The 12,341-nt window shown below is 62.5% G+C and carries 9 protein-coding genes; 7 read left to right on the forward strand and 2 right to left on the reverse strand.

The annotated features are described in order from the left end of the window. The gene (locus DNK49_RS00960) at nt 1–2,298 is read right to left on the reverse strand and encodes an NADP-dependent malic enzyme (RefSeq protein WP_110522446.1); all 2,298 of its coding nucleotides are present in this window, start codon (nt 2,296–2,298) and stop codon (nt 1–3) included. Between the two features lie 321 nt (nt 2,299–2,619). Between DNK49_RS00960 and DNK49_RS00965 the strand changes: the two genes are divergently transcribed. Continuing rightward, a complete protein-coding gene (locus tag DNK49_RS00965; protein WP_110522447.1) occupies nt 2,620–3,399 on the forward strand; it encodes a ParA family protein in 780 nt (259 codons plus the stop codon). 279 nt (nt 3,400–3,678) lie between these two features. Here the strand turns inward: DNK49_RS00965 and DNK49_RS00970 are convergent, their stop codons facing one another. Next, on the reverse strand, nt 3,679–5,892 hold the full coding sequence (locus tag DNK49_RS00970) for a UvrD-helicase domain-containing protein (protein WP_110522448.1): 2,214 nt from the start codon (nt 5,890–5,892) through the stop codon (nt 3,679–3,681). Between DNK49_RS00970 and DNK49_RS24040 the strand changes: the two genes are divergently transcribed. The 6 genes from DNK49_RS24040 to DNK49_RS00995 all read left to right on the forward strand — a co-directional run bounded on the left by DNK49_RS24040 (nt 5,891) and on the right by DNK49_RS00995 (nt 12,323). Then, nucleotides 5,891–6,046, forward strand: a complete 156-nt coding sequence (locus DNK49_RS24040; protein WP_165843248.1) for a hypothetical protein — start codon at nt 5,891–5,893, stop codon at nt 6,044–6,046. The two genes, DNK49_RS00970 and DNK49_RS24040, sit on opposite strands and share 2 nt — an antisense overlap. Before the next feature lie 150 nt (nt 6,047–6,196). Next, nucleotides 6,197–6,529 carry a hypothetical protein gene (locus DNK49_RS00975; protein WP_110522449.1) on the forward strand — a complete coding sequence of 111 codons (333 nt, stop codon included), beginning with the start codon at nt 6,197–6,199 and terminating at the stop codon, nt 6,527–6,529. Between the two features lie 244 nt (nt 6,530–6,773). Further along, nucleotides 6,774–9,395 (forward strand): leucine--tRNA ligase, encoded by a 2,622-nt coding sequence (gene leuS, locus DNK49_RS00980; protein ID WP_110522450.1) that lies wholly within the window; start codon nt 6,774–6,776, stop codon nt 9,393–9,395. A gap of 23 nt (nt 9,396–9,418) precedes the next feature. Beyond that, nucleotides 9,419–9,934, forward strand: coding sequence for an LPS-assembly lipoprotein LptE (locus tag DNK49_RS00985; RefSeq protein WP_110522451.1), 516 nt, complete (start codon nt 9,419–9,421; stop codon nt 9,932–9,934). Further along, entirely contained in the window at nt 9,931–10,938 is a 1,008-nt protein-coding gene (gene holA, locus DNK49_RS00990) for a DNA polymerase III subunit delta (protein WP_110522452.1), read from the forward strand. Before DNK49_RS00985 ends, holA begins: the two co-directional genes overlap by 4 nt. A 107-nt stretch (nt 10,939–11,045) precedes the next feature. After that, complete coding sequence (locus DNK49_RS00995) at nt 11,046–12,323, forward strand: glutamate-5-semialdehyde dehydrogenase (protein WP_110522453.1); 1,278 nt, start codon at nt 11,046–11,048, stop codon at nt 12,321–12,323. Nucleotides 12,324–12,341: the final 18 nt, after the last annotated feature.

A 12,341-nucleotide genomic window follows, 5' to 3' on the forward strand; every position in this document is an offset into this window, starting at 1 on the left:
TCAGCCCGCGCGACTGCGACGCAACTCTGCCGCATCAACAACCGCCAGTGCGGTGATGTTGACCAGCCGCCGCACCGTGGCCGACGGCGTCAGGATGTGCACCGGTTGCGCAGCGCCCAGCAGGATCGGCCCGACCGACACGCCATCACCGTTGGCCATCTTCATCAGGTTGAAAGAGATATTGGCAGCATCGAGGTTGGGCATCACCAACAGGTTGGCATCTCCCTTGAGCGTGGAGTCCGGGTGCAACTTGGCACGAATCTCCGGCGACAGTGCTGCGTCACCGTGCATTTCGCCGTCACACTCGAGCTCGGGCGCCTGTTCGCGCAAAATCTCGCTGGCGCGACGCATCTTGCGTGCCGAAGTCGAATTTGAACTGCCAAAGTTGGAATGCGACAGCAAGGCCACACGCGGCTCAAGACCGAAACTGCGCAACTCCGAGGCGGCCATCAACGCAATGTCAGCCACCTCTTCGGCACTCGGATTCTCATTGACGTAGGTATCGGTGATGGCCAGCGTGCGCTTGGGCAGCAGCAGCAGGTTCATCGCCGCAAACTGCTTGGCGCCCGGCTTCAGACCAATCACGTCCTGTACCTGCTTGAGGTGGTACTCGTAGGTCCCGAAGGTACCGCACACCAGTGCGTCGGCATCGCCCCGGCGCAGCAGCATGACGCCAATCAAGGTCGTGTCGCGCCGGATCTTGGCCTTGGCCAGATCCGGCGTCACCCCTTCGCGGCTCATCATCCGGTAATACTCGTTGCACAGCTCGCGATAACGCGGATCCGACTCCGGGTTGACAATGTCAAAATCGCGCTCCGGCACCAGGTTAAGGCCGATCTTCTTGATCCGCATCTCGATCACACTCGGACGACCGATCAGGATGGGACGCGCCAGACCTTCGTCGATGGCCACCCGTGCCGCATGCAGTACGCGCTCATCCTCACCCTCAGCGTACAGCACCCGCTTCTGCTCAATCGGAATCGCCTTGGCCGCGGAGAACACCGGCTTCATGACAATGCCGGACTGATAGACAAAATCACTGAGGCTTGCCGCATAGGCGGTGAGATCGGCAATCGGATGAGTCGCCACACCCGACTCCATCGCCGCCTTGGCCACCGCCGGCGCGATCTTGACGATCAGGCGCGGATCGAAGGGCTTGGGAATGATGTATTCCGGACCAAAGCTCAGCTCGGCACCACCGTAAGCCGACGCCACCACATCGTTCTGCTCGGCCTGGGCGAGTTCGGCAATCGCCTTGACGCAGGCCAGCTTCATCTCTTCGTTGATCGTGGTCGCGCCGACATCGAGCGCGCCACGGAAGATGAAGGGGAAGCACAACACGTTGTTGACCTGGTTCGGAAAATCCGAACGTCCGGTCGCGATGATGCAGTCCGGGCGCACCGCCTTGGCGTCCGCCGGCAGGATCTCCGGGTTGGGATTGGCCAGCGCGAAGATCAGCGGCCTGTCGGCCATCTTCGCCACCATCTCCGGCTTGAGCACACCGGCAGTAGACAGACCAAGGAACACGTCCGCACCGACGATGGCATCGGCCAGCGTGCGCGCCGGGGTGTCCTGAGCGTAGCGTGCCTTGGTCGGCTCCATGTTCTGGTCGCGACCCTGATAGATCACGCCCTTGGAGTCGCAGACAAAGATGTTCTCGCGCTTCAGGCCAAGACTGACCATCAGGTCGAGGCAGGCAATCGCCGCCGCGCCCGCGCCCGAGCACACCAGGCGCACCTTGTCGATATCCTTGCCAATGACCTTCAGGCCATTGATCAGACCGGCCGCCGAAATGATGGCCGTGCCATGCTGATCGTCATGGAAGACCGGAATCTTCATGCGCTCGCGCAGCTTCTTTTCGATGTAGAAGCACTCGGGCGCCTTGATGTCCTCAAGGTTGATGCCACCCAGCGTCGGCTCGAGCGAAGCGATGATGTCGATCAACTTGTCCGGGTCGTTCTCTGCCAGTTCGATGTCGAACACGTCGATATTGGCAAACTTCTTGAACAGGCACCCCTTACCTTCCATCACCGGCTTGGACGCCAGCGGGCCAATATTGCCCAGACCGAGCACCGCGGTCCCGTTGGTGACCACCGCCACCAGATTGCCACGACTGGTCAGCTCGCGCGCCTGCGCCGGATCTTCGACGATGGCGTCGCACGCCGCGGCGACACCCGGTGAGTACGCCAGCGCAAGGTCGCGCTGGTTGGTCAGACCCTTGGTGGGGACGACCGAAATCTTGCCGTGCGTCGGTGCACGATGATAGTCCAGCGCCGCGGCGATGAAATCCTGATCCATGCTATTCCCTCTCGGAACGGTGTGTGTTCGAGTGAACATCGAGGCGCGACGATAGGCCCTTGCCCTCGTCCCGCCAATTGCGATCATCCGCAGCGTATTCTTTTGGGTTGGCGTCTGGCGCCTTGCCACGGACCGGACCCGACCGGGCCCGCATGCCGGCCGCCCCCGGGAGTCGGCGGTCACGGTCATGAATAACGAGCCGGCAGTTTAGCGCAGCGCCGAAGGCTTGGGCAGGGGCTCACCGCTGCACCAGCACTCAGGAACGGGAATCCCACGCGGTTTTTTGGCACAATGCCGCAACTACCGGGGAGATGACCAGTTATGCGACGTGTGGTGTTCAATCAGAAAGGCGGCGTCGGCAAGTCCACGATCACCTGCAACCTGGCGGCGATCAGCGCACAGCAGGGGCTGCGCACCCTGGTCATCGACCTCGACCCCCAGGGCAACTCCACCCACTACCTGCTTGGCGCCCCCGGTGAAGCCCAGGACATCACGCTGGCTGATTTCTTTGACCAGACCCTGAACTTCAAGCTCAACCCCAAGGCCACCACCGACTTCGTCCTTGCCTCTCCGTTCGAACGCCTGCACGTCATGCCCTCGCACCCGCAGCTGGAAGAACTGCAGGGCAAGCTCGAATCTCGCTACAAGATCTACAAACTGCGTGACGCCCTCGACGAACTGGCCGACCAGTACGACTGCATCTACATCGACACCCCCCCAGCGCTGAACTTCTACACCCGGTCCGCGCTGATCGCTGCAAACGCCTGCCTGATCCCTTTCGACTGCGACGACTTCTCGCGTCGCGCACTGTATTCGCTGCTTGAAAACGTGGAAGAGATCAAGGCCGACCACAACAACAAGCTGGCGGTGGAAGGCATCGTGGTCAATCAATACCAGGCGCGTGCCAGCCTGCCGCAGAAAGTGGTTCAGGAACTGATCGAAGAAGGCCTGCCGGTGCTCGAACCCTACCTCTCCTCATCGATCAAGATCAAGGAATCGCACGAGCAATCCAAACCCATGATCCACCTCGACGCCCGCCACAAACTGTCCCAGGAATTCGTCGCGCTGCACGACACCCTGGCGCGCAAGTACGGCGTCTAAGACAGGCAATTGACATCATTCGCGCAGCGAGACACCGACACGCTTGGGGAGTGAGGGCGGTCTTGGCCTGGCAGGGCTGTCGAGAGCGCCGCTGAAATGTCTGCTGCGGCGGACAAAAGGCGGCGCATGTCTGAGGGCGCCTCGCGCCCGAGTTTGCGCCGACTCCGCCGCAGCAGACATTTCAGCGGGTAGCCGAAGGCCGCGAACGCCTGCCCTGCCAGGTCAAGGCCGCCCTCACGCGGCACATTGTAAGAGCAGGGAACATGCAGTCAGCGATACTCACGCAGCCTCAAGCTTGGCCACCGCCAGCAGCAACCACTTCATTCCCGCCGCACCAAAGTTCACCTGAACCCGCGCATCACTCCCGCCCCCTTCGGCCGCAACGATCACCCCCTGGCCGAACTTCGCGTGCTTCACCACCTGACCGATCCGCAAACCGCCCGGCAAACTGGAAGATGGACGCGATTCACGCGATGCAGCCGGCTTGGCTGACGGCGTAAAGTACGCTCCACCGCCCCCGGTCGCCCCGCCCAGGGCAGTACGCTGATTAGGCGGCGACAACCACTTCGTCAATTCAACCGGAATCTCTTCAAGAAAACGCGAACGCAGGTTGTACCGGGTCTGCCCGTGCAACATCCGGCTCTGCGCAAACGACACATACAGACGCTCGCGCGCCCGCGTCACCGCCACATACATCAGACGCCGCTCCTCCTCCAGCCCGTCACGCTCGAGCGCACTGTTCTCATGCGGAAACAGCCCTTCCTCCAGCCCGGACAGGAACACGATGTCGAACTCCAGACCCTTGGACGAATGCACCGTCATCAACTGTACGGCGTCCGCCCCCTGATCGGCCTGATGATCGCCCGCCTCCAGCGATGCATGCGCCAGAAAATCCGCCAGCAGGGCATGGGACGGCTGCCCGGACGCCTCACCCGGGACACTTCCCTGCTCGGCCAGGAAGTTTGCTGCCGCATTCAGCAACTCGTCCAGGTTCTCCAGCCGCTCCGCCCCCTCCTTATCTGCCTTGTAGTGGTCGCGCAACCCGGACCGATCCAGCACATGATCCACCAGCTCGGGCAAGGCCAACGGCTCGGTCTCCCTGCGCAGATCCTCGATCAGACGCACGAAATGCCCGAGCGAAGTCCCCGCCTTGCCGCTCAGATGCGGCACCGACGCGTAAAGGCTGCCATTCCAGGTGCGTGAGGCATCCTGCAGCACCTCGATCGACCGCGCACCGATGCCACGCGTCGGAAAATTCACCACCCGCGCAAAGGCCGTATCGTCATCCGGGTTCGCAATCAGGCGCAGATACGCCAAGGCATGCTTGATCTCCTGACGCTCGAAAAAGCGCAGACCACCGTACACCCGATACGGGATACCGGCAGTAAAGAGGCGGTGCTCCAGCACCCGCGACTGCGCATTGGACCGATACAACAAGGCGATCTCGGCGCGGGAATGACCGTCGCGCACCAGAGACTGCACCTCTTCCACAATCCAGCGCGCCTCATCGCCGTCACTGAAAGCCTCGAACACCCGGATCGGCTCACCGGCCCCCTGGTCGGTCCACAGGTTCTTGCCGAGTCGGTCACTGTTATGGCGGATGATCGCGTTCGCTGCATCCAGGATGTTGCTGCGTGAACGATAGTTCTGCTCCAGCCGGATCACGTTCTGCACCCGGAACTCGCGCTCGAAGTCCCGCATATTGCCCACTTCCGCACCGCGGAAACGATAGATGCTCTGATCGTCGTCACCCACACAGAACAGCGCCGCACCGCCCTCCTTGCCGTTATCGGCCAGCAACTTCAACCACCGGTACTGCAACACGTTCGTATCCTGAAACTCGTCTACCAGGATATGGCGGAAGCGCCGCTGATAATGCCGGCGGATGGGCTCGTTGCGCTCCAGCAACTCATAGGTGCGCAACAGCAACTCCGCAAAATCCACAACAGACTCACGCTGACATTGCGCCTCATACTCCTGATAAAGCTGGACACGCTGCCGGGTGTAGTCGTCCCAGGCCTCAACCGCGTGAGGACGCACACCGGCCTCTTTCTGGCCATTGATGAAGTGCTGCAACTCGCGGGGCGGAAATTTCTCGTCGTCAACATTGAGCGTCTTCAACAAGCGCTTGATCGCGGCCAGCTGATCAGCCGAGTCGAGGATCTGGAACAACTGCGGCAGACCTGCGTCACGGTGATGCGCGCGCAGCAGGCGGTTGCATAGCCCATGGAAAGTGCCCACCCACAGCCCCCTGGGGCTGATCGGCAGCATGGTGCCGAGACGGGCGAGCATCTCCTTGGCAGCCTTGTTGGTGAAGGTGACTGCAAGTATGCTATGCGCATCAACCTGACCGGATTGCACCAGCCAGGCGATACGTGTGGTCAGCACCCGCGTCTTGCCCGAGCCTGCGCCCGCCAGAATCAGCGCATGCTGCGGCGGCAAGGTGACGGCCTGGGTCTGTTCGGGATTGAGATTGGCAAGTAGTTGGGACATGGACATTTCCTTTGCAGCCGCCATTCTAACCGCCCTGCCGCACGGGGCCGGACTTGCGCACCACCCGACGAATATTGCAGCCCGGCAACAATCGCTTGAAGAAGGAAAAAAGGTGCGCTATCCTGAAATTGTGCACAGCAACAAATTGATGTAATTTGTCACGGCAAGTCGATCACCAAACACGATAGAATCGGCACCGTAACTGGATAAAACACATATTTTGCAACACAGCATCAGCGTTCGATCAAGGAACTCACGAGGTTCAGTCGGCGCAACGGTCTACCCCGGCCGCAAGGAGAACGACATGAAGGCACCCAAACTACTTCCCTGGTATGCCCGCAAGGCTGGCATCCCGATCGATCGTGCCAATGCGCTCTGGCGCAAGGCCGTCCGTGAAGCCACCGCCGAAACCGGCTGGGTCGGCAACGCCGAATATTGGGGCGCCAGCATGGACATCTTCCAGCGTCTGCTCGACGAAGAAAAGAACACCTTGTGCACACCCTGTGTGACCCCGCTGGTGCGCAGCCAGAACCGCATGTGGCGCCTGCCCCTGATCGCAATGGAAGACATGTTCTCCGCCATGTCCGCCAGTTGGCAGCGTCAGGGCACGACGCCGTCGCCACGCAAGGCGGCCTGACCCCATTCCGGAGCCACCGCGTATTGCGGCGGCCCCACCCCGCTCCCTCCCTCTCCTTCAGTGGAGATTTGGCACTCGGCCCCTCGCCGGGTGCCATTTTTTTTGTTTCATGCGATCGGACGCTGCCACGGCGCCACCATTTCCAGCCCACGACGGGCGGTCACGCACGCATCGGCAAGCGCCGCCCCCTCCCTTCGCGATATACTTTCGCGTTTTCAACGCTTTGAGCGCACGCACCCCGCCCATGCAGGACAAATACCAGCCCGCAGCCGTCGAATCGGCCGCCCAGCAGCACTGGGACTCCACCTCGGCCTTCCAGGTCACCGAGGACACCAGCCGCCCGAAATACTACTGCCTGTCGATGTTCCCCTACCCGTCGGGCAAGCTGCACATGGGTCACGTGCGCAACTACACCATCGGCGATGTGCTGGCGCGCTACCACCGCATGCGCGGATACAACGTACTGCAGCCAATGGGCTGGGACGCCTTCGGCATGCCGGCGGAGAATGCCGCCATCCAGAACAACGTTGCCCCGGCAAAGTGGACCTACGCCAACATCGACTACATGAAGGGCCAGCTCAAGCGCCTGGGCTTCGCCATCGACTGGTCGCGCGAACTGGCTACCTGCACACCGGAGTACTACCGTTGGGAACAGTGGCTGTTCACCCGCCTGTTCGAAAAAGGCCTGATCTACAAGCGTCTGGGCACGGTTAACTGGGACCCGGTTGACGACACCGTACTCGCCAACGAACAGGTCATCGACGGTCGCGGCTGGCGCTCCGGGGCACTGGTCGAGAAGCGCGAGATCCCCATGTACTACATGAAGATCACCGCCTACGCCGACGAGCTGCTCGCCGCACTCGACGACCTGCCGGGCTGGCCGGAACAGGTCAAGCTGATGCAGAAGAACTGGATCGGCCGCTCGGAAGGCGTCGAAGTCCACTTCCCCTACGACCTGTCCACCATCGGCCAGTCCGGCGTGCTCAAGGTGTTCACCACCCGTGCCGACACGCTGATGGGCGCCACTTACGTCGCCGTGGCAGCCGAACACCCACTCGCCACCCAGGCGGCAGCCGGCAACCCGGAGTTGGCCGCATTCATCGACGAATGCAAGCAAGGCGGCGTCGCCGAGGCCGACATCGCTACAATGGAAAAGAAAGGCATGCCGACCGGACTGCGCGTGGTCCATCCACTGACCGGCGAGTTCCTGCCGGTCTGGGTTGCCAACTATGTGCTGATGGGCTACGGCGAGGGTGCGGTCATGGCCGTCCCAGCACACGACGAGCGCGACTTCGCCTTTGCCAGCAAGTATTCGCTGCCGATCAAGATGGTCGTGCGCTCCACCCGCGACGCCTACGAGAACGTTACCGCCCCCTGGAACGACGCCTACGCCGAACACGGCCGGCTGGTCAATTCCGGCAAGTATGACAAGCTGCACTTCCAGGACGCCATCGAGGCAATCGCTGCCGATCTGGGCGCCAAGGGGCTGGGACAAAAACGGGTGCAGTACCGTCTGCGCGACTGGGGCATCTCGCGCCAGCGCTACTGGGGCTGCCCGATCCCGATGATTCACTGCGCCGACTGTGGCGATGTACCCGTACCGGACGATCAACTGCCCGTGGTACTGCCGGAAAACGTCGAAGTCACCGGTCGTGGTTCGCCGCTGGCCAAGATGCCGGAATTCTACGAATGCAGCTGCCCGAAATGCGGCAAGCCAGCCCGGCGCGAAACCGACACCATGGACACCTTCGTCGAGTCGTCCTGGTATTTCCTGCGTTATGCCTGCGCCGACAGCACCACCGCGATGGTCGACCCGCGCGTCAACTACTGGGCGCCGGTCGACCAGTACATTGGCGGCATCGAGCACGCCATCCTGCACCTGCTGTATTCGCGCTTCTTCACCCGCGCGATGCGCGACTGCGGCCTGGTGGACGTCTCCGAGCCCTTCGCCAACCTGCTGACCCAGGGCATGGTGGTTGCGGAAACCTATTACCGCGAACTCGACGGCGGCAAGAAGCAATGGATCAACCCGGCCGACGTCATCGTCGAGCGCGATGAGCGCGGCCGCATCCTCGCCGCCAAACTGGCCAGCGACGGCTTGCCGGTGGTCATCGGCGGCATCGAGAAGATGTCCAAGTCCAAGAACAACGGTATCGACCCGCAGGCCCTGGTGGATCAGTACGGTGCCGACACCGCGCGCTTGTTCACGATGTTTGCGGCCCCGCCCGACCAGCAGCTCGAGTGGTCGGACTCGGGCGTCGAAGGCGCGTCGCGCTTCCTGCGCCGGGTGTGGAACTTTGGGCATGCCTTGGTCAGTGAATTCCGTGCTGCACTGCCGACAAACCGCCAGCTGGCGAGCGGTCAGGTACCCGCGGCGCTTGCTGAGGTGCGCCGCGAAATCCACCTGCACCTGAAGCAGGCCAACTACGATTTCGGCAAGCATCAGTTCAACACCGTGGTGTCAGCCGCGATGAAGATCCTCAATGCGCTGGAGAAGGCGCCACGGCAAGACGCAGCAGCCCACGCCGAAGTCGTGGAGGAAGGCTACGCCATCCTGCTGCGCCTGCTGTCGCCGATCACACCACACATTGCTCATGCGCTGTGGCAGGACTGCGGTTTTGGTGCCGACATCCTGGCGGCGGGCTGGCCCGAACCGCTGGAGGCCGCGCTTGCCCAGGACGAGATCGAACTCATGCTGCAGGTCAACGGCAAGCTGCGCGGCAGCATCAAGGTGGCAGCCGACGCCAGCAAGGCCGATATCGAACGCATCGGACTCGCTGCCGAAGCTGCGCAGAAGTTCATGGAAGGAAAACCACCCAAGAAAGTGGTGGTGGTCCCCGGTCGCCTGATCAACATCGTGGTCTGAGCACTGCAGCCTAGGACGGACACATGACCCTATCTTTGAAACGTCGCCAGTTGCTGGTGGGTTCGGCGGCCCTTGCCGCCAGCGCCCTGCTGGCCGGCTGCGGCTTCCGCCTGCGCGGACCGCAACCGCTCGCCTTTGCCACCCTGCACATCGGCATCAGCGAATATGCCGAACTGGGCGCCATCCTCCGCCGCCAGGTCGCCACCAGTGGCACCACCACCGTGGTCGAAGATGCCGCCCAGGCCGAGGCCCGACTGCAGATTCTCAGCAACCAGCGCGAACGCGAGATCCTCAGCCTGACCGGGTCCGGCAAGGTGCGCGAATATCAGCTGACCCAGCGCATCCGCTTCCGGCTGATCGATCGCAACGGCCAGGAAATGATTCCGCCCACCAATCTGCTGGCGCGGCGGGAATACACTTTCAACGACGAAGCCGTGCTCGGCAAGTCCGAAGAAGAGTCCTTGCTGTTCCGCGACATGCAGTCCGATCTGGTCAGCCAGATCATGCGCCGTCTGGCCGCCTATCGCCGCCCGTCGTGAGTCTGCGTCCGGATCAGCTTGCCGCGCAACTCGAGCGCCCTTTGGCGCCGCTTTGGGTACTGCACGGCAATGAACCCTTGCTGGTCCTAGAGGCCAGCGATGCGATCCGGTCCGCCGCGCGCAAGCAAGGTTACGCAGAGCGCGAAACCCTGGTCGTCGGCCAGGGTTTTCGTTGGGACGCACTGACCCTGGCTGCGGGTAACATGTCCCTGTTCGGAGGCGACAAACTCATCGACCTGCGCATTCCCACCGGCAAACCGGGGCGCGAAGGCGGCGACGCGTTGCAGCGCTATTGCAAGCAACTGCCCAGCAACACCCTGACCCTGGTCACCCTGCCCGAGATGGACTGGCAAGCGCGCAAGACCAGTTGGTTCAAGGCCCTGAGCGAAACCGGGCAATGCATTGAACTCAACGCACCAGAGCGCGAACGCCTGCCGGCCTGGATTTCGCAGCGGCTGGCTGCACAGCGCCAGTCCGCTCCGCCCGAGGCACTGGCCTTCATTGCCGACCACGTTGAAGGCAATCTGCTGGCCGCCCACCAGGAAATCCGCAAACTCGGCCTGCTGCATCCCGAAGGCACGATCACGCTGGAGCAAGTGCAGGATGCCGTGCTCAACGTCGCGCGTTACGACATCGATAAACTGCGTCAGGCCGTACTGGAGGGCGATCCGGCACGCTGCGCACGCCTGCTCGACGGCCTGCGCGGCGAGGGGGCTGCACCACCGCTGATACTTTGGGCGCTGGCCAGCGAAACCCGCAGCCTGGCCGTCCTGCGCACCGGGCGGGATTCCGGTCAGCCGCTTCAGGCGCTGTTCAAACAGGAACGCATCTTTGACAACCGCCGCCAGCAAGCGCTCGGCCGGGCGCTTGAGCGCCTCAGCCAAGGCAAGCTGCGTGCCGCGCTGCTGCACGCCGCACGTATCGATCGCATGATCAAGGGGCTGGTCCCCGGCGACATCTGGGATGAGTTCCTGCAGCTTTCTTTGCGACTGACGCATCGCTGAAGGCACCGACTTGCAAGCCTGAGCAAATGGCAACCTACTCAGGGCTTGCCAACAGCCCTGCTTTCAGTGCTCTAATCTCGGTTTGGTTCCCGCACCCGGATACCCAGATGGACATCAATACCTACATGCTTACCCTTGGCAAGCAGGCACGTGCAGCATCGCGCCAGCTTGCCGCCGCCTCCACCGAGGCCAAGAACACCGCGCTGCTGGCCATGGCAAGCGAGATTCGCAAGCGCGCAGCTTCGCTGCTTGAAGCCAACGCCCGCGACCTGAATGCGGCACGCGAGGCAGGACTAGACGCGGCGATGATCGACCGCCTGACCCTCACAGCCAAGGGCGTTGAAGCGATTGCCACCGGTCTTGAGCAAGTTGCGGCACTACCCGACCCGGTGGGTGAGATCACCGATGTCAAGCGCCGCCCCTCCGGCATCCAGGTGGGCAAAATGCGTGTCCCGCTTGGCGTCATCGGCATCATCTACGAAGCCCGTCCCAACGTCACCGCGGATGCGGCGGCGCTATGCCTGAAGTCCGGCAATGCCGCCATCCTGCGTGGCGGCAAGGAAGCCCTGCACTGCAACCAGGCGATTGCCGACTGCGTGCGCGCCGGGCTGAAGGCTGCAGGCCTGCCCGAGCGGGCAGTCCAGGTCGTCGACACCACTGACCGCGCGGCCGTCGGCGCCTTGATCACCATGCCCGAATTCGTAGATGTCATCGTCCCCCGCGGCGGCAAAGGCTTGATCGAACGCATCTCGCGCGAAGCCCGTGTGCCGGTGATCAAGCACCTTGACGGCAACTGTCATGTCTATGTCGACGACGAGGCCGATCCGGCCAAGATCGTACCTATCGTCGAGAACGCCAAGACCCAGCGTTACGGCACCTGCAACACCACCGAATCGCTGCTTGTTTCGCGTACGGTGGCCGACCTCTGCCTGCCGGCAATCGGGCAGATGCTGGCCAGCAAGGGCGTCGAGATGCGCGGCTGCGCCGAGTCGCTGGCACTGCTGCGCGACGCCGGTATCGACAACGACAAGCTGGTGGCTGCCACCGAGCAGGACTGGTCGGAAGAGTACCTCGCGCCGATCATCGCCATCCGCATCGTCGATGGCCTCGACGAAGCCATCGAGCACATCAACACCTACAGTTCGGGCCACACCGAAGCCATCATTACCGAGAACTACACCAGCGCCATGCGCTTCCTGCGTGAGGTGGACTCGGCCTCGGTCATGATCAACGCATCGACACGATTCGCCGATGGATTCGAATATGGTCTGGGAGCAGAAATCGGCATTTCCACCGACAAGATTCACGCCCGCGGCCCGGTCGGGCTGGAAGGCCTGACCAGCCAGAAATGGATCGTGTTCGGCAATGGCGAGATCCGCCGCTGAGCCATATCGCACTGATAC

The sequence above is a fragment of the Parazoarcus communis SWub3 = DSM 12120 genome, from assembly GCF_003226565.1.
In the GTDB taxonomy this organism is placed as follows: domain Bacteria; phylum Pseudomonadota; class Gammaproteobacteria; order Burkholderiales; family Rhodocyclaceae; genus Parazoarcus; species Parazoarcus communis.